Source organism: Thalassovita taeanensis (genome assembly GCF_900110775.1).
GTDB classification, from domain to species: domain Bacteria; phylum Pseudomonadota; class Alphaproteobacteria; order Rhodobacterales; family Rhodobacteraceae; genus Litorimicrobium; species Litorimicrobium taeanense.
The window spans coordinates 83,919-102,424 of the sequence record NZ_FOEP01000006.1 but is presented as its reverse complement, the minus strand read 5'-3'; the positions used below and the strand labels follow the sequence as shown (position 1 = coordinate 102,424).

17 protein-coding genes and 1 tRNA gene are annotated in these 18,506 nt (G+C 62.1%); 3 read left to right on the top strand and 15 right to left on the bottom strand.

What is annotated here, in order from left to right; all coding sequences use genetic code 11:
* Nucleotides 1-30 precede the first annotated feature (30 nt).
* The 12 genes from BSF79_RS10195 to ftsW form a co-directional block, all read right to left on the bottom strand.
* Nucleotides 31-879 (bottom strand): outer membrane protein assembly factor BamD, encoded by an 849-nt coding sequence (locus BSF79_RS10195; RefSeq protein ID WP_090269795.1) that lies wholly within the window; start codon nucleotides 877-879, stop codon nucleotides 31-33.
* Nucleotides 880-1,029: 150 nt separating this feature from the next.
* Nucleotides 1,030-1,950 carry a UDP-3-O-acyl-N-acetylglucosamine deacetylase gene (lpxC, locus tag BSF79_RS10190; protein ID WP_090269917.1) on the bottom strand — a complete coding sequence of 307 codons (921 nt, stop codon included), beginning with the start codon at nucleotides 1,948-1,950 and terminating at the stop codon, nucleotides 1,030-1,032.
* Between the two features lie 220 nt (nucleotides 1,951-2,170).
* A complete protein-coding gene (gene ftsZ, locus BSF79_RS10185; RefSeq protein WP_090269794.1) occupies nucleotides 2,171-3,808 on the bottom strand; it encodes a cell division protein FtsZ in 1,638 nt (545 codons plus the stop codon).
* Between the two features lie 176 nt (nucleotides 3,809-3,984).
* Nucleotides 3,985-5,319, bottom strand: a complete 1,335-nt coding sequence (ftsA, locus tag BSF79_RS10180) for a cell division protein FtsA (RefSeq protein WP_090269793.1) — start codon at nucleotides 5,317-5,319, stop codon at nucleotides 3,985-3,987.
* 6 nt (nucleotides 5,320-5,325) lie between these two features.
* Entirely contained in the window at nucleotides 5,326-6,192 is an 867-nt protein-coding gene (locus tag BSF79_RS10175) for a cell division protein FtsQ/DivIB (protein ID WP_342741863.1), read from the bottom strand.
* Nucleotides 6,180-7,058: a D-alanine--D-alanine ligase gene (locus BSF79_RS10170; protein ID WP_245776374.1), complete on the bottom strand. Its 879-nt coding sequence runs from the start codon at nucleotides 7,056-7,058 to the stop codon at nucleotides 6,180-6,182. Before BSF79_RS10170 ends, BSF79_RS10175 begins: the two co-directional genes overlap by 13 nt.
* Before the next feature lie 134 nt (nucleotides 7,059-7,192).
* Nucleotides 7,193-8,119 (bottom strand): UDP-N-acetylmuramate dehydrogenase, encoded by a 927-nt coding sequence (gene murB / locus BSF79_RS10165; protein WP_090269790.1) that lies wholly within the window; start codon nucleotides 8,117-8,119, stop codon nucleotides 7,193-7,195.
* On the bottom strand, nucleotides 8,103-8,366 hold the full coding sequence (locus BSF79_RS10160) for a DUF2484 family protein (protein ID WP_090269789.1): 264 nt from the start codon (nucleotides 8,364-8,366) through the stop codon (nucleotides 8,103-8,105). Before BSF79_RS10160 ends, murB begins: the two co-directional genes overlap by 17 nt.
* Entirely contained in the window at nucleotides 8,363-9,556 is a 1,194-nt protein-coding gene (locus BSF79_RS10155; protein ID WP_090269788.1) for an APC family permease, read from the bottom strand. The genes BSF79_RS10160 and BSF79_RS10155 overlap by 4 nt, the downstream gene beginning before the upstream one ends.
* Before the next feature lie 54 nt (nucleotides 9,557-9,610).
* On the bottom strand, nucleotides 9,611-11,017 hold the full coding sequence (gene murC, locus BSF79_RS10150; RefSeq protein WP_090269787.1) for a UDP-N-acetylmuramate--L-alanine ligase: 1,407 nt from the start codon (nucleotides 11,015-11,017) through the stop codon (nucleotides 9,611-9,613).
* Nucleotides 11,014-12,117: a UDP-N-acetylglucosamine--N-acetylmuramyl-(pentapeptide) pyrophosphoryl-undecaprenol N-acetylglucosamine transferase gene (locus BSF79_RS10145; protein ID WP_090269786.1), complete on the bottom strand. Its 1,104-nt coding sequence runs from the start codon at nucleotides 12,115-12,117 to the stop codon at nucleotides 11,014-11,016. Before BSF79_RS10145 ends, murC begins: the two co-directional genes overlap by 4 nt.
* Nucleotides 12,114-13,280, bottom strand: a complete 1,167-nt coding sequence (ftsW, locus tag BSF79_RS10140; RefSeq protein ID WP_090269785.1) for a putative lipid II flippase FtsW — start codon at nucleotides 13,278-13,280, stop codon at nucleotides 12,114-12,116. The genes BSF79_RS10145 and ftsW overlap by 4 nt, the downstream gene beginning before the upstream one ends.
* A gap of 152 nt (nucleotides 13,281-13,432) precedes the next feature.
* Between ftsW and BSF79_RS10135 the strand changes: the two genes are divergently transcribed.
* Nucleotides 13,433-14,620 carry a BaiN/RdsA family NAD(P)/FAD-dependent oxidoreductase gene (locus tag BSF79_RS10135; protein ID WP_090269784.1) on the top strand — a complete coding sequence of 396 codons (1,188 nt, stop codon included), beginning with the start codon at nucleotides 13,433-13,435 and terminating at the stop codon, nucleotides 14,618-14,620.
* A 194-nt stretch (nucleotides 14,621-14,814) separates the two neighbouring features.
* Here BSF79_RS10135 and BSF79_RS10130 read toward each other — a convergent pair.
* A tRNA-Leu gene (locus BSF79_RS10130) sits at nucleotides 14,815-14,901 on the bottom strand.
* A gap of 322 nt (nucleotides 14,902-15,223) precedes the next feature.
* On the opposite strand from BSF79_RS10130, the gene BSF79_RS10125 reads away from it, so the two are divergent.
* Complete coding sequence (locus BSF79_RS10125; protein WP_090269783.1) at nucleotides 15,224-15,970, top strand: rhomboid family intramembrane serine protease; 747 nt, start codon at nucleotides 15,224-15,226, stop codon at nucleotides 15,968-15,970.
* Nucleotides 15,967-16,341 (top strand): GFA family protein, encoded by a 375-nt coding sequence (locus BSF79_RS10120; protein WP_090269782.1) that lies wholly within the window; start codon nucleotides 15,967-15,969, stop codon nucleotides 16,339-16,341. The genes BSF79_RS10125 and BSF79_RS10120 overlap by 4 nt, the downstream gene beginning before the upstream one ends.
* A 134-nt stretch (nucleotides 16,342-16,475) precedes the next feature.
* Here the strand turns inward: BSF79_RS10120 and BSF79_RS10115 are convergent, their stop codons facing one another.
* Complete coding sequence (locus BSF79_RS10115) at nucleotides 16,476-17,267, bottom strand: inositol monophosphatase family protein (RefSeq protein ID WP_090269781.1); 792 nt, start codon at nucleotides 17,265-17,267, stop codon at nucleotides 16,476-16,478.
* A 93-nt stretch (nucleotides 17,268-17,360) separates the two neighbouring features.
* Entirely contained in the window at nucleotides 17,361-18,437 is a 1,077-nt protein-coding gene (locus tag BSF79_RS10110; RefSeq protein ID WP_090269780.1) for a Hint domain-containing protein, read from the bottom strand.
* Nucleotides 18,438-18,506 lie beyond the last annotated feature (69 nt).

Sequence of the window (18,506 nt, the reverse complement as noted above, 5' to 3'; positions counted from 1 at the left end):
CCATCGGGTGGGCACTCTGCCCACCGCTCCCTAGAGCCATTCCCCTTTGATCATCTGACGATACACCTGGTTCAACCAGTTGTCGCCCTTGGGCTTCATCTCCAACCCGCGACCGGCCAACAGCTTGTAGCTATCCTCGTACCAAGCGGTCGAGCGGAAGTTATGGCCCAAAATCGCCCCCGCCGTCTGCGCCTCATCGGTCAGACCCAGGGAAAGATAGGCCTCGACCAACCGGTGCAGCGCCTCGGCGGTGTGGCTGGTGGTCTGGAAATCCTCGACCACCACCCGGAACCGGTTGATCGCAGAGGTATAGTGATCACGGCGCAAATAGTAGCGCCCGATCTCCATCTCTTTGGCGGCCAGGTGGTCGAACGCCAGATCGAATTTCAGGATCGCCGACCGGGCATATTCACTGTCGGGATACCGCTCGATCACCGTGCGAAGCGCTTGCAGCGCCTGGAAGGTCAGCCCCTGATCGCGGCCGACCTCGTCAATCTGATCATAGTAGGACAGCGCCAGTAAATACTGCGCATATGCCGCATCATCCGAGGTCGGATAGAAATCAATGTACCGCTGCGCGGCTGCGCGGCTGTTGGGATAGTCCTTATCCTGATGATAGGAAAACGCCTGCATGATCAATGCGCGCTTGGCCCATTCTGAATATGGATACAACCGCTCGATTTCCGAGAAATAGAACGCCGCCTTTTCGGGGCGCTTTTTCTCCAGCTCGAACTCACCACGCCCGAAAATCTGCTCGGCCGTATAGCTTTCAAGCGGTACATCCCCGCGGCGAATATCTGCGCCGTTTCCACATCCCGCCAGAAACGCGGTCAGAAGAAGAACACCGATCACCCTTGTCCGGGACACGCTGCCTGTCATGCTCTGTTTCACCCTCGTCTGGACCATTCTGGGGGTTTTTACCCCACTGCTCTGTCAGGTCCTAGCACAGAAAATTCCGGTGCAAAACGCCTTTGGCACGAAATCGCTCTATGCGGCCCACGTGCGCGCAATCTGCGCGACACGACCGCCTTATGCAACGGCCGGGATTTCACCCAGATGTACGCCCACACCGGGCAAACGCGCCATCAGGTCGCGGTCACATACCACCATGCGGAACGCATCGGGGTTGGCAAAAAGCGCACGCAACAAGTCATTCGTCAGCGCATGCCCTGCCCGCTGGCCGATATAGCGGCCCAGAATCGGGGCCCCCGCCAAGGCCAGATCGCCAAGCGCGTCGAGCATCTTGTGGCGCACGGCCTCGTCGCTGTGGCGCAGGCCGCCGGGGCTCAGCACCTTGTCGCCATCGACCACAACGGCGTTTTCCAACGTGCCGCCCAAAGCCAGCCCATTGGCCTGCATCGTATCGACATCGGCCTGACGGCAAAACGTGCGACTGTCGCACAGCTCACGCACAAAGCTGCCATTCGCCATGTTCAGGGATTTTTTCTGCACCCCGATGGCGGCATCAGCGAAATCAATGTGAAAATCGATCCTCAGGCCGTTATTCGGCTCAAGCCGTGCCATCGCATTTCCGCGGCGCACTTCGATCGGTTCAAGGATTTCGATCACCCGGACCGGCACATCCTGCTCGCGCAATCCGCGCATCAGCAGCCCCCGCACGAACGACGCCGAGCTGCCATCGAGAATCGGCACTTCCGGCCCATCAATGTCGATCAGCGCGTTGTGGATACCGCAGCCCACAAGCGCGGCCATGATATGCTCGACCGTCGACACGGTAACGCCCGCGGCGTTTTCAAGCCGTGTGCACAGCGGCGACTGGTTTACTGCATCCCAACGCGCAGGGACCAAAGCGTCCTTATACAGAACATCCGTTCTGCGGAACCAGATCCCATGCTCTGGCATGGCTGGACGCAAGGTCATGCGCGCAGGTTTTCCAGAGTGCAATCCGACCCCTGTAAAGGTCACCGGGTTTTTCAGAGTGGTCTGCAAGATAATCCCCAAAATCTTACCGGCACATTGAGTGGTACCGTGGCAGATAGGTAACTGCTGAGCCGGAAAGGGACAATTCAATCTTTGTAACGCTCTGAAACATCCGAAACGTCCTGCGGCCAAAAGTCGCCGATTCGTCAGAAAGACACGCGTAACCTATTGAATAAATGCATAAAAGCCGCCTTGCGGCGGCTTCTACGTTTAGCAGGTTGATCAAGTATCAGTTGGCTTGACGACGCAGGAATGCCGGAATTTCGATCCGCTCCTGATCTGCGTCCGGCTCGGCCTGCGGCTGCATTCTGGGCTGCGCCATCGGCTGCTGCGCCCGCACTTGCGGCTGTTGCCGGGCAACCGGTTGTGCCGGTGCTTCTTGATTGTGACCAGTCATCCGGTTGATCAGAGAGTTGATGCCAAAACGCGGGCGCTCGCCTTCGTGATGCGGCTGCTCTGCGGCGGGCTGCTGAGGCGCGGCTGCAGCGCGGTTTTGGGCGGTCGGAGCGTTCTGAACTGCGGACTGCAACCGTGCAAGAGCTTCGGCCGAAGGTGTGCCTGCGGGGCGGGCTTTCGGAGCAACAAAGCTCTCGGGCTCGGCCTCGATATCAGCGCCGGGCTGGAACGCGGCAACCTGCGGGCGATAAGCTGGCGGCGGAAGATCATCGACCGCAGCCGGGGCAACGCTTTCGTACTCTTCCTCGAAGATGTCTTCCATCTGATCCTCAGCAGCTGCCTGCTGTGCATCCAGATCCTCCAGGAAGTTCGGCTCTTGCGCGACGTCCGCAACCGAAGCAGCAACCTGAATGGGCGCTGCGGGCTTTTCGGCCTCGGTGCTGACCGACTGCTTCAGAGGTGCGGCCATCGACCGGCGCGGCACCGGCATTTCAAGGTTCACATCGACCGCGTCGATGCCGGTGGCGACAACGCTGACGCGCATCGCGCCGCCCATGTCCACATCCAGCGTCGAACCGACGATGATGTTTGCGTCCTGATCCACTTCTTCGCGGATGCGGTTTGCGGCTTCGTCCAGTTCGAACAGGGTCAGATCATGACCGCCAGTGATGTTGATCAGCACACCGCGCGCGCCGCGCAGGCTGATTTCATCCAGCAGCGGGTTGGCAATCGCCTTCTCGGCGGCCTGAATGGCGCGATCTTCGCCGGTCGCCTCGCCGGTGCCCATCATGGCTTTGCCCATCTCGTCCATCACCGCGCGAACGTCGGCAAAGTCGAGGTTGATCAGGCCGGGACGCACCATCAGGTCGGTCACGCCTTTGACGCCCTGGTACAGCACATCGTCGGCCATGCTGAACGCTTCGGTGAAGGTGGTTTTTTCGTTGGCCAGACGGAACAGGTTCTGGTTCGGAATGATGATCAGCGTATCGACCATCTTTTGCAGCGTTTCCACGCCTTCCTCGGCCTGACGCATCCGCTTGGCGCCCTCAAACTGGAACGGCTTGGTCACAACACCCACGGTCAGCACGCCCAATTCACGCGCGGCCTGCGCGATGATCGGCGCGGCTCCGGTGCCGGTGCCGCCGCCCATGCCAGCGGTAATAAAGCACATATGTGCGCCCGCCAGATGATCGACGATCTGTTCAATGCTTTCTTCTGCGGCTGCGGCCCCAACCGAAGCCCGCGCGCCCGCGCCCAGACCTTCGGTCACTTTTACACCCAACTGAATGCGGTTGGGGGCCTGCGATTGCTGCAAGGCCTGCGCGTCCGTGTTGGCGACGACGAAGTCAACGCCAGTCAGCTCTTTTTCGATCATGTTATTGACCGCGTTGCCACCGGCACCGCCCACGCCAAAAACAGTGATACGGGGTTTCAGCTCGTCATGCCCGGGCACCGAAAGGTTCAATGTCATTGATCTGTCCGCCTGATGTTGTTGCACCCACATTCGCAGGTATTTTTCTGCCTATTGGCATCTATGGTACGCAGAACCAAGCCCAACGTCACCAAAAAAACGCAAATTGACCACAAAATATGGCTTTTTGTGAACACAGTTACGCGGGATTTCGCCGATCGGGCCAGATGTGGGGGTTACCAGTTGTCTCGAAACCATTTCACAGCGCGCTTCAGCGATCGCGCGGGATAGCGATCGACCGGCAAATCAAAGTCCCACCACTCGTCCTGCGGGTTGGCCGCGAACAGGCACAGCCCCACCGCACCTGCGAAACCGGGGCCGGTTGCGGCCTGCGGCAAGCCGTGCACGCGCAAAGGTCGGCCCAGACGCACCTGCTGCCCAAGAATGCGGCTGGCAAGCCCGTCAAGCCCGGGGATCTGGCTGCCGCCGCCGGTCAGAACGATCTGCTGACTGGGCAGATGCTCGAACCCGGCTGCATCCAACCGCGCCCGCACCTCTTCCAGAATTTCCTCGACCCGTGGCCGCATGATCCCGATCAGTTCGGCGCGGCTGACGGCACGGCGGTCATGTTCCCAGTCGCCGGTGTCACCGCCGATGTCGATCATCTCGCGGTCGTCCATACCGGTGGCGACCACACCACCGTAAAACGTCTTGATCCGCTCGGCGGTACTGGCGGGCACTGACAGCCCCATCGAGATATCGCCGGTCACATGATCACCGCCCATCCGAACGGTATCGGCATAAATCATGTGTTTCTTCATGAAGATCGACACGCTGGTCGCGCCGCCGCCCATGTCGATACAGGCCGCGCCCAGCTCCTGCTCGTCCTCGACCAACGAAGAGACCCCCGCGACATAGGCCGAGCTGGCGACGCCAGCCAGTTCCAGATCACAGCGTTTGACGCAATGCGCCAGGTTCTGAATTGCCGCCGCATCGACCGTCAGCATGTGCATGTCGGTTGCCAGTCGCTGCCCCATCTGGCCGCGCGGATCGCCAAGACCGGTGCGATGATCCAACGCGAAATTTACCGGCTGCGCGTGCAGCACCTCGCGCCCTTCGCCGAAATCCGGCACATCGCAGGCCGACAACACCCGGCTGACATCCTGTTCGGTCACCACATGCCCCTGAAGGTCGATCGACCCGGCCAAGCCATAGCTGCGCGGATCAGCCCCGGCGAAACACGCGATGACATGATCGACCCGGATATTGGCCATCTTCTGCGCGGCTTGCAACGCGGTGCGGATCGCGCGCTCGGTTTCCTGCATGGCGCTGATCTCGCCGAATTTCACCCCGCGCGAGCGGGTCGTCGCCGCCCCGATCACCCGGAACCCGGCCTGCCCCGCCATCGGGCCAACGCCGTCGGCCTCGCCCACACGTTCGGTGCCGTCGAAGCGCAGCACCAGGCAGGCGATTTTGGAACTGCCGACGTCCAGAATGGCGACCACGCCGCGCTGCATTGCGGCCTTGCGCATGTTGCGCATCGCGCGTTGGGATTGATAAAGCTCGATCATTCTGCGTCAGTCCCCAATACCGATATCATTAATACGCCACCATTGATCCACGGCAGAGGCGCTCATTCTGATGGTCGGGCGTGACGGCAGGCGCATATCGACCTGCGCCAGATCCCGCGTCATCATATCCTGCGCCTGATGCAGCGCGATCACGCGCTCCAATGCCTGAACCGGATTCGCCTCGGGCAACAAGATCCGTTGCCCGCGATCCAGAACCATATCCCAGCGCCGGTTACCCATCCGCACCACACCACGAAGTCGCGGCGTCAACGGCCCAGCGGCCCGGATCAGCGCCATCGCCTGCGGCACGGCCTGATCGGCGCCATCGCCTGCAATCAAAGGCAGATCCCGGTGGTCCTCGCGGTGGGCAATTTGCCCGACAAAAAAGCCGTTTTCATCCAGCAAGGACAACCCGTCATGCCCGCGCCACAGCACGATCGGCTTGCGTTCTTTGACATCCACCTGCAACACGCCGCCGGGACGCACCCGCACGCTGACATCGGCCACGGCAGGCAGTTCAGCGATCGTGGTGCGAATGTGATCCAGCTCCAGATCGAACGAGCTGACAGGAAAATCAATCGGCACGATCTCACGGATATCCTCGGCGATCTGGGGGCCTGCCCCGTCAATCGCCATCAACTTGACCATGAATTCCGGGCGCTGCTCGACCTGATTGCGCAGGTCCACCAGCGACAGACGCAGCGCATCGAACCGGTCCTGATCAGACAGCCAGATCGTGCCAGCCGCCAGCGCCACCACAAACGGAAGCCCCACCCGCAGCCCAATGCGGTACAGCGGCGTCAACATCAGCCGCTGCATCCTATAGGCCCAACGCGACGGCGCCGGATCGGGGCGCATACCTACCTGTTGCACGAGGCGTCCTCCACCATCCAGCGGCAAAGCGCACCAAAGCTCATTCCGATCTTGCCCGCCTGTTCGGGGCTTAGCGAGGTTGGGGTCATCCCCGGCTGGGTGTTCGTTTCCAGCAAGATCAGCCCATCCAGACCCCGCGCCTCGTCCCAGCGGAAATCGGTCCGGCTGACACCGCGGCACCCCAGCGCCTCATGCGCCTGCACCGCATAGCCCATACAAGCGTCGAAAATCTCCTGCGGCACCTCGGCGGGGATCACGTGGCGCGATCCGCCGACCTTGTACTTGGCGTCGTAATCATACCAGCCGTCGGTCAGGATATCCGTCACCGTCATCGCTTGGTCGCCCATCACCGTTGTAGTCAGTTCGCGCCCCGGCACGTATTGCTCAACCATCAGGATATCGGGCATGTCTTCGCTCAGAACGGGCGGGCCATTGGCCGCCTCCTGCACAAGATAAACGCCGACGGACGACCCTTCGTTATAGGGTTTGACCACATAGGGCGGCGCCATGACATGGCCCGCCTCGATCTCGGCCTTGCTGGCCAACAGGCTCTCTGTCACCGGCAGACCAACGGCGCGATACACCTGTTTGGTGCGCTCCTTGTCCATCGCCAGAGCAGACGCCAGAACCCCTGAATGCGTATAAGGGATCTGCAACCATTCCAGCAGACCCTGCACGCAACCATCTTCGCCCCAGCGGCCATGCAGGGCGTTGAACACGACATCGGGTTGGATTTCAGCCAGCCGCGCAGGCAGATCGTGGCCTGCGTCGACCTCAATCACCTCGAAACCTTCTTCCCTCAGGGCGATGGCGCATTCACGCCCGGTTGACAATGACACCTCGCGCTCAGCCGAGGGTCCGCCCATCAATACCGCCACTTTCAGGGGTGTCCTGCTCGACATACCCACTATGTGCCTCAATGTCCCAGCCGTCTCGCGCGGCCCTGATTACTTTGTAACAGGCTGTCTGATGCAGCCTTTTTTGCGGATCGATACCAGCCTTATTCGGAAGCTGGTTCACCAATGCGCATAATTTCCCATTCTAGCGTGATCCCGCTCGCATCGTAAACCTTTTTTCGCACCTCTTCGCCCAATCCCTCAAGATCTGCGGCGGTTGCTGCCCCGGTATTAATCAGAAAATTGGAATGCATCTCGCTCATCTGCGCCCCACCCCGGCGCGCGCCGCGCATTCCTGCGTCGTCGATCACCTTCCAGGCCTTCAGATCATGCACATCGTCCGCCCGGCCCGTACTGGAAAATCCCGCCGGATTGCGGAAGGTGCTGCCCGCGCTGCGGTCTTTGGTTGGCTGGGTTTCGTCGCGCTTTTTCAACTGCGCGTCCATCCGCGCCGCCAGCTCCGCCGCATCGCCCAAAGGCGCCTCGAACACCGCCTCGACCAAAACCCAGCCCTCAGGTAACCGGCTTTGGCGATAGGCGAACTGCAAGTCATCGGCGCTCAGCACCACCAGTTCGCCCGCGCGCGTGACCGCCCGCGCCTCGACCAGCACATCCGCCACATATGATCCGTAACATCCCGCGTTCATCCGTACGGCGCCACCGATGCTGCCGGGGATCGTGCGCAGAAACGTCAGATCCACCCCCGCCTCGGCAGCCCGGCGCGCCACATGCGCATCCAGCGCCGCCACGCCCGCCGTCACGCGGTTGCCCTCAACCGAGATACTGTTGAACCCGCGCCCCAACCGGATCACTGCCGCATGCAGGCCACCGTCGCGCACAATCAGGTTGCTGCCCACCCCCATCGGAAAGACCGGCACGCTCGGCTCCAACGCCGTCAGAAACCCTTGCAGATCCTCCAGATCGGCAGGCTGGAACAGCCAATCCGCCGGTCCGCCCACCCGTAGCCATGTCAGCTCGGACAGCGGCTTGCCCGCCGTCAGACGGCCCCGGACCTCAGGCATCTGCATCATGCACCCTCACAAGTTTCCTTATCCGCCGCAGCAGGTAAATCACCGGCCAGCGCAGGATCGACATTGCCGCCGCCAGCACTATCAGGCCCAGCCACGGGCCGTGCTGATAGACCACCAGCCCCAGAATGGGAATACCCACACCAATCAGGACCCATGCGAACGGCCAGTGATACCGCTTGCTCGGCACCATCGCGCCGACATTGGCCACAACCGCCCAAAGGCACACAAGGATCAGTGACAGGCTCATATCAGGCGCCCCGCAACCGACGCGATGAACGTGATCACGCAGGCCGCAATCCCCAGCCAGGGCACATAGTTCGGCACACGGAACGGGCTTTCGGGCTGCTTGCGCTTCACCCCGATCAGCGCCGCATTGACGATGGTGAACACCACGAGCAATGCCAGCGTCGTGCCCTCGGCCAGAACCGCCACCGGCAATACCAGCGACGATACGATCACCAAGGCGCCAATCACCACCGTACCCAGAACCGGCGTGCCCGTTCGGGCGTCAGCCTTGCGGAACACCGACAACCACGCCGATCGCTTGCCCAGCCCGAACAATACCCGGCTGGCCATCACGATCTGCGCCAACACGCCGTTCAGCGCCGCCGCCACGGCAATTGCCGACAGGAAAAACGCCGACCGCCCGGTGCCCGCCTCCCACACCAGCGCCAGCGGGCGATCTGAGGCCCCCAGCAATTCGCGCGGCACCGCGCGCACCGCAGCCAATGAGACCAGAGCATAAAGCAGCGCCGTAATCGCCAGCGCCAGCAGGATCGAACGCGGCATCGTGCGCGCAGGCTCTTTGGCCTCCTCGGCCATGTTGACCATGTCGTCAAAGCCGATAAAGGCGAAAAAGGCGAAAATCGTCGCCAGCGCCAAACCACCCCATTCCGGCGTGGGCAAAGGCAGGCGCCAGTCGGCAACCGGTTCGGCGCTGAACCCGGCCCAGATCACCATGGCCAGCCCCACAACCTCGATCACCGTCAGAATGGCGGCAAATGTCAGGCTTTCCAGAACGCCGATCAACGCGATCCCGGTAAGGGCCAAGCCCAAACCAACCACGCCCCAAACAAATGGAATATCGACCAGCGCCAGCAAATACCCCACCCCGCCGCGCAACACCGCAGCGGCGGCAATCGTGCCTGCCACAACATTGATAATCCCGACCAGAACCGCCAGCCAATGCAGGTTCAGCCCCACCTCGACATAAGAGGAATCGCCAGCCGCCTCGGGGATACGCGCCGACAGCTCGGCAAAGGCCAGCGCCGAAGGCACAGCCACCAGTCCCGCCAGCAAGAACGCCACCGGCGCCCACATGCCAGCCGCCCCAGCCGCAGCGCCGGTCAGAACGTAAATCCCGGCACCGACCATGATGCCGACACCATACGCCGTCAAAAGACCCAGCCCGATCCGTCGCTTCAACTGCTCCGCCACGCCTGCCCTTTCGTCTTGCTTATCAACTCAATGTACGCGCCCGCCGCGCGTCGGTCAGCCGACTTTGCCGCTCAACCGTGCGGGCAACCCATTGGCCCAGGCGCTGATCGTCCCCGCGCCCAGACAGACCACCATATCACCCGGCCGGGCCTGCTCGCGCACCAGACGCTCCAGATCGTCCTCGGTCAGGATTGCGCGTGCATGGCGATGGCCGTGCCGGATCAACCCGGCCACCAGGTCATCGCGCGAGGCGCCCTCGATCGGTGCTTCGCCCGCAGCATAGACCTCGGCGATCCCTACCACATCCGCGTCATTGAAGCAGGTGCAGAAATCCTCGAACAGTGAATGCAGGCGGCTGTAGCGATGCGGCTGATGCACAGCAATCACCCGCCCCTCGGTGGCCTGCCGCGCCGCTTTCAGCACGGCGGCAATTTCAACCGGGTGATGGCCGTAATCATCAATGATCGTCACGCCGTTCACTTCGCCCACCTTGGTAAAACGCCGGTTGACCCCGGCAAACGCCGCCAGCGCCGCGCGGATCTGATCACCGCTCATCCCCAGATGCCGCGCCACGGCCACCGCCGACAAGGCGTTGGATACGTTGTGATCGCCGGGCATCGGCAGAGTGCAGCCGTCAATCCGGGCATCCTCGGCTTGCAGCAAAATGTCAAAATGCGCCACGCCCGCCTTATAGGTCAGGTTCACCGCTCGAACATCGGACTGCGCGTTGAAGCCAAAGGTCGTCACGCGCCGGTCAGTGATCTTGCCCACAAGCGCCTGCACCTCGGGGTGATCGGTGCAACACACCGCCAAGCCATAGAAGGGAATGTTCGACACGAAATCCAGGAACCCCTTGCGCAGGTTCTCGATCGTGCCCCAGTGTTCCATATGCTCGGGGTCGATATTGGTCACGATGGCAATCGTCGCGGGTAACCGGTTGAAGGTGCCGTCGCTCTCGTCGGCCTCGACCACCATCCACTCGCCCGCGCCCATCCGCGCATTCGATCCATAGGCGTGAATGATCCCGCCGTTGATGACCGTCGGGTCCAACCCGCCCGCATCCAGCAGCGTCGCCACCATGGTGGTGGTCGTGGTCTTGCCATGCGTGCCCGCCACGGCCACGTTGGACTTCAGGCGCATCAGCTCGGCCAGCATCTCGGCCCGGCGCACCACGGGCAAACCCAGCCTGCGCGCCTCGTCCAGCTCAGGATTGCCCGGCTTGATCGCCGAGGAAATCACGATCACCTGCGCACCTGCAAGGTTCTCGGCCCGCTGGCCTTCAAAGATCACCGCGCCCATCGCCGCCAACCGGTCGGTGATTTTCGAGGTTTTCAGGTCACTGCCCTGCACCGTATAGCCGTGGTTCAGCAACACTTCGGCAATGCCAGACATGCCAATGCCGCCGATACCCACAAAATGGATCGGCCCCACATCAAGGGGAAGTTTGGTTGCCGCACTCATGTCTTGTCCTTCTCTGCCAGCGCCTCGACCATGTCGCTCAGCGCCTGCGCCGCATCGGGCTTGCCGCAGGTCAGCGCCGCACGGGCCATCATTTCGGCCCCCTGCGGATTGGTCAGAACCATTGCAATCTGTTCGGCCAGTGTCGGCACATCCAGCCGGTTTTCCGGGATCAGGATCGCCGCCCCGGCCTCGACCAGCGCGCGTGCATTGGCGTTTTGGTGATCGCCGGTCGCCGCAGCAAACGGGATCAGAATCGATGGCCGCCCGATCACGCTGATGTCCGCCACACTCGACGCCCCCGAGCGCGAGATCACCAGCTGCGCCTCGCTCATCCGGCGCGGCACATCGTGGAAAAACGGCTGCACATCGGCGTCAATGCCGTGTTCGGCGTAAAACGCGGTCACCCGCGCGCCATCCTCGTCGCGCGCCTGATGGCTGACGCGAATATTGCTCAGCACTTCTGCAGGCAGTGACGCAATCGCACCGGGCACCATATCCGACAGGATCCGTGCCCCCTGACTGCCGCCCATCACCAGCACCGACATCGGGTAATCGCCGGGCGCGATATACGCTGCCCCCGCCCGGTCCAGAACCGCACCGCGCACCGGGTTGCCCACGTGATGGCCTTCAATTCCCTCGGGCAGGTCCGTCGGCCATGTACCACATGCCACCGCATCAACGCGCGACGCGAACAACCGGTTCACCCGTCCCAGAATACCGTTCTGCTCGTGGATCATCCGAGGCAACCGCAGCAGATAGGCCGCCCCCATCGCCGGGATTGCCGGATATCCGCCAAAGCCCACGACCACGCGCGGCCGGTCACGTACCATCCGCGATGTCATGCCAAGAATGCCGCCCAGCACCCGAAACGGCACCAACGCCTTGGCCAGAAGACCGCCCCGCGCAAAGGTCGCGCTGGAAATCTGCTCGATCTCGACCGAATGCGGGAAACCGCCAGTATACCGCGCGCCGCGCGCATCGGTCGACAGCTTCACCCGCCAGCCACGGCGCAGCATGACCTCGGCCAGCGCCTGCGCGGGGAACATATGCCCGCCCGTGCCACCTGCTGCGATCACCAGAAGCGGAGCGTTCTGGTTCATCGTGGCCGTCCCCGCAAGATATCACCGATTTCACCCTGAGGCCGGGTTCGGGTAAACGCCAGAAGCATTCCCACAGCGATCCCGCCCGCAATCAAAGATGACCCGCCATAGCTGACAAACGGCAGCGTCATGCCCTTGGCCGGCAACAACCGCACCGCAACGCCCATGTTGATCATCGCCTGCACGCCGAACATCGCCGCCAGACCTGTGCCCGCCAGCCGAATGAACGGATCACGCTCTTTCATCAGTCGCAGGAACGACCGCACCACGATGCTGGCGTAAAGCGCGATGATAATCAGAACCAACACCAGCCCGTATTCCTCGGCCGCGACAGCAATAATGAAATCCGTATGCGCATCGGGCAGCGACCATTTCACCTCGCCCTCGCCCACACCGACACCAAAGAACCCGCCCTCGCGGATCGCATTGGTGGCATAGCCAAGCTGCGTGGTCGGGTCGACATCCGGCGACAGAAACCCGTCAATCCGGCGCGCGAAATGTTCAGAGTTGTTATAGGCAAACGACCCCGCCAGCACGACGCCCCCGGCCATGCCAACCAGCAACAGCATCGGCGCCCCGGCCACGAAATACATCACACCCCAGCCGAACAGGATCAGACAGGCCTGGCCGAAATCCGGCTGCATCGCCAGCAACGTCACAATCGTCACGGTCAGGATCAGCGACCAACTGCGCCCCGGCGGGCCGTTGATCTCTTGCCCGGCGGCCAACATCCAGGCCGCCACAACCACGAAACCGGGCTTCAGAAACTCGGACGGTTGGATGCTGGCAAACCCCAGCGAATACCACCGCACCGCGCCCTTGCCGAAATCAGTGCCCAGAAACGGCAGCGCCAGCAGCGCAAGAAACGCGCCCACAAAGCCCAGAACCGCCAACCGACGCACCAAAACCGGGTTCATCATCGACGTCGCCAGCATCGCCACCAAGGCCAGCCCGCCAAAAAACGCCTGACGCTGAACATAGTGGAACGGTTCGAATCCGTTCTTTTCCGCCAAGGGAGGAGAGGCCGCAAGCCCCAGCAAAATCCCGACCCCGAACAGGATCAAAATGCAGGACATCGTCCATTTATCTATTGTTCTCCACCATTTGGGAAGAACGGGCTCGACATCCCGCATTGGGATCGAACCATGCACCATTTCCGTCATGGGATACCGCCGTAACTGCCTCAATCATCGCCCCTTTGCGGGGTCTAAGATCACCCTAGCCAATTTCCGGTTTTGTTTCCAGTCAGAAAGCACACCGGCCCTACACGGCAAGGCCCTTGCCATTTCCGGCGCGATACGGCACCCCGCCGGACATGGAGTTTGACACGATCATTCTGGGCGCTGGCGCCGCCGGCCTGATGTGCGCCGCCCACGCGGGTGGCCGGGTTCTGGTGCTGGATCACGCCCGCGCACCGGGCGAGAAAATCCGCATCTCCGGCGGGGGGCGCTGCAACTTCACCAACCTGCACGCAGGTCCGGGCAATTTTATCGGCGCCAATCCGCATTTCCACAAATCCGCGCTCGCGCAATATACCCAGTGGGATTTCCTTGACCTGATCGCCCGGCACAACATCCCCTGGCACGAGAAAACGCTGGGGCAGCTGTTTTGCGACGACAGCGCCAAACAGATCGTCGCGATGCTGCTGGCCGAACTGACCCGCGCCGGTGCCCAGCTCTGGCTGCACACTGCGCTGATCGAGATTGCCCGCGACGACAGCGGCTTTCGCCTGATGGTCGAGCGGGAAGGCACCCGCCAAACCCTGCGCGCGCGCAACGTCGTGGTGGCCACGGGTGGCAAATCCATTCCCAAGATGGGCGCGACCGGCCTTGCCTATGACATCGCGCGGCAGTTCAACCATGCGATCACTGAAACCCGCCCCGGCCTCGTGCCGCTGACCTTCCCAGATGGACGCTTCACCGGGCTGGCAGGCGTCGCCCTGCCCGTGCGCGTGACCTGCGAAGGCACGGGGTTTGACGAGGCGATGCTGTTCACCCACCGGGGCCTTTCTGGCCCCGCGATCCTGCAAATCTCGTCCTACTGGCGCGAGGGCAAAACCATCACGGTCAACCTCTTCCCCGACCGCGATCCGTTCCAGGACCTGCGTCAGCAGCGCCAAAGCGCCGGGCGCAAGAACCTGTCGACGATACTGGCGCAGATGCTGCCCGGTCGGCTGGCAGATCATTTGTCAGAGACGCTCAAGCTAAGCGGCAATCTGGCCGATCAAAGCGATACCGCCCTTCGCGCGCTCTGCGATCAGCTGACCGGCTGGACCTTGCTGCCCACCGGCAGCGAAGGCTATCGCACCGCCGAGGTGACGCTGGGCGGCGTCGACACCGGCGGGTTGTCGTCAAAAACCATGATGTCGAACAGCGTGCCGGGCCTCTATTTCATCGGTGAATGCGTTGATGTCACCGGCTGGCTTGGCGGGTTCAACTTTCAATGGGCCTGGTCCTCTGGCTTTGCCGCCGGGCAGGCCATTGCCCGCAATCGTATCGGCTGACAGAAACACCTTGAAGCAGCGCCCCGGTATGGCCGCGCGCCGCCAATCCTTCAGGCGGGCTTGTCCCATCGGGCGGAGGCGCGTCCCGCGTGACTTTCCGCCAAGGGTGCAGGGCTCTATTGCCTTCGCAATCAACGCGCGCCAAAATCAACCCGGCCTCGCTCCCCTTCAACCCGTTGTGTTTACGCGGCTTTTGGTGCGGGCGGTGGGACTCGAACCCACACGGGCACAAGGCCCAACAGATTTTAAGTCTGGTATGTCTACCATTCCATCACGCCCGCACAGAGCGTTGGGGCGAACTTGGCCCGGAAACCTCACTAGCGCCTTGACGCGCTGTAAACAATACACGTCCCGAAGCAAGACCCGGATTTCCAACGGCCAAATGCGCCCCTGTCCACCCCGACCCTATCCAATTCCGGGCCAAGAGCCGCTGCAACGCGCAAAGCCTCGGAAATCAATGTGCGCGCCCGATGCATTTATTGCGCCAACAGCGCGCCCCCGCAGACATCGCGCCACGCCGCCTTCCGCGGTCAAATCACCGCCACACAAGATCACGTACCGAGCCCGCTTGACGCCAGCCGCAAAAGCCACAATCCTCCGCCCATGTTTCCAATCCGCGATCATAACCCGTCCCAACAGACGCCCTATGTCACCTATGGCCTGATCGTGGTGAACGTGCTCGTCTTTCTCAGCTATTGGTCGCTTTTCTCAGACGAGCGGGCGCTGAACGCCTTCTTCCTTGACTGGGCGCTGCTGCCCGCGCGGATCAGCCAGGGGGACGGCTATATCACGTTGCTGACCACGATGTTCATGCACGGCGGGCTGCTGCATCTGGCGGGCAATATGCTGTTCCTGTGGATCTTCGGCGACAACCTCGAGGATGAAATGGGCCATGTTGGCTTTTTGCTGTTCTACCTCGCCGCCGGGCTTGGGGCTGCGCTGACCCACGTCATTGCCGCGCCCTGGTCTGCGGTGCCCACGGTCGGGGCCTCGGGCGCGATTGCCGGGGTGATGGGCGGATATCTGCTGCTTTTCCCCAAGGCCAAGGTCGATATCCTGTTCATATTCATCATCTTTTTCCGCATTTTCAGCGTCCCTGCCTGGATGATGCTGGGCGTGTGGTTCGTGCTGCAATTGATCTCGGGCGTCGGCGCTGACCCTGCCACCGGTGGGGTTGCCTATTGGGCGCACGCGGGCGGCTTTGTCGTCGGGTTCATCCTGACGCTGCCGGTATGGCTGAAGCACGGCGGCACAACATACTGGAGCCGCACCCACGGACAACCGCCCCACCCCGAGGCGCGGTACGAGTTGACCCCCACCCGTATTCCCCGAGTCCGGAGACGCCGATGACCCCAGCACCGAACAAACTCACCTGCCACTGCGGCGCGGTCGAGCTTGAAGTCCACCTGTCCGACGGGCTGAAGACCGTGCGGCGCTGCGATTGCAGCTTTTGCCGCCGCCGTGGCGCCATCGCCGTATCGGCCCCGCTGGACGGCATCCGCATCGTCAAAGGCGGCGATAACCTGACGCTTTATCAATGGGGCACGGGCACGGCCAAACACTATTTCTGCGCCACCTGCGGGATCTATACCCACCATCAACGCCGCTCGAACCCGAATGAATACGGCGTCAACGCTGCCGCACTTGAAGGGGTCAACCCGCGCGATCTGGGCGATGTGCCATGGGCGGACGGCGTCAACCACCCCTCGGATCGCAGCTAGGGCGCGGCCAACAGCCACCCCTCCGTGGCCTGCGCACTCAATCACGCCATACCGCATGATTTCAGAACCATAAAACCAAAAAGGCCCGCGACAGCATACACTGGCGCGGGCCTTTTTCTGAACTGTGTGAACGCTTAGCGCTGGCGGATCACCTTGGCGAACTGGTCGAAGATCGACCCATTCGCGGCCACGATGTCGCCATCTGCCAACGGATCGTGGCCATCACGGATCGGGCCAAGCATGCCGCCCGCTTCGGTCACAATCAGCGACCCGGCAGCGATATCCCAGATATTCAGCTCGCGTTCCCAAAACCCGTCATATCGACCAGCCGCAACATAGGCCAGATCCAGCGCCGCCGATCCCCAGCGCCGCACCCCGGCACATTCCGGCATGATCCGTGCCAGATCCTGAAGCGTCGCCGGCAACGTCCGCTTGGCAGCAAACGGAATACCAGTGGCGAAAATCGATTCGATCATCTTGTGGCGCCCCGACACCCGCAAACGCGTGCTGTCATTCAACCAAGCCCCAGAGCCCTTCTCGGCATAGAACATCTCGTCCTTGGCGGCGTCGAACACGACCCCCGCCACGATCTGGCCCTTGTGCTCCAACGCGATGGAAATCGCCCAGTGCGGCAAGCCGTGCAGAAAGTTGGTGGTGCCGTCCAGCGGGTCCACGATCCAGCGCCGTGTCGGGTCCTGCCCGGCAATCTCGCCCTCTTCCTCGGCCAGCCAGCCATAGGTCGGGCGTGCGCCCAGCAATTCATCCTTGAGGATCTTCTCGGCGGCGATATCGGCCTTCGACACGAAATCGCCGGCACCTTTCATCGACACCTGAAGGTTCTCGACCTCACGGAAGTCCTTGACCAGCGACCGGCCAGCCTTGCGGGCCGCCTTGATCATGATATTTAGATTTGCGCTGCCTTGCATCTGGAGGCTCCCTGACGATCCGAAGCGCCTTCTTTAGCCTGCGCGACCGGGGTTGTGAAGGCCCCCTCTGCCCGGTTGTAGATCTACCTTTGGTCAGGCCACCAGAAGCTGCGCTTCCCAGCGCCGCAAACAGCTGCGTGCCGCCATCATCCCGGCGATCCCCTCGGGGCTGCGCTGCACAGTGGCCGGGTTTGCAAGCTCCGGGAACAACGCGCACAGCTCGCGCTGCAACCCCTCGGGGCCACGCTGCAACAGCGCCTCGCCAACCAGCAGGCTTTCCGTTGCCGCACCGTTGGCATAGATCACGTGGTGATCCGCCAGCAGCAGATGAAAGTAAGTAACGTCCCGGATTTTCGGCGTTTCGATTCCCCGCCGCCCAAGAAAGGCGTTCGCAGGCACCAGCACCTCTTCGTCGCCGAACAGAAGTGCAGCCTTGGCGCTGCGCATCAAAAATCGGTGCTGCGGCGAGATCTTTGTATCGCGGTTCGGCAGGCTTTCCCCGAACGCGCCCTTGCGGATACGAATCGGTGCCAGATGCGGTGCGGCGTGCAATTCCTCTGCGGTCAGGCGGGTCTGCGCCAACAGGCTCAGCGGCTGCACCCCGGCATCCATCGTCACGATCCCGTCGCCTGTGCGCAGGTCCTCGACCCGCACCTCGCCACGATCCGTCAAAATCCGCACGCACGGGGCAAAGCAGGGAATCACATAGTCAGAATAAGCGGTGTCCCGATTTCCCGGCCCTTCCGAGGTTGATATGACATCAAGCGCGACCCCGACCGGCGGCCAATCCAGTGGCCCGCCCACAAAGGACAGCCCCTCGATCGTGCCAAACCCCGGCGACGAGTTCACGACGTTATACGCAATCGCGGTATAGGTCTGGCCCGTCGCAGGATCGCGCAACACGACCGTATATTCCGCCTCGACGCTGGTGCCACCAGAGTAGCTCACACCGTTGATCGTCTGCGTTCCGCTCAGCCGTTGATTGCCGTCATTGTCGTCGAAAAAGCGATCATCGTCGTAAACTCGGGTTTCGTGCCAATTTGGCGCGTTCAGCGTGATCGTCAGCCCGTCCAGTTGCGCCCCGGTGCCCTGCGTCACGCCATCAAGACTGCCACCGCCACTGACGGTCACATCGGCCTTGTCCAGCATCCACAACGAATATGTCGGCATAATTGCCCATCCTATTTTAAGGTGGCATTACGCCTTCACATAAAGTTTTATCTGATTTCCGCTCAAAAT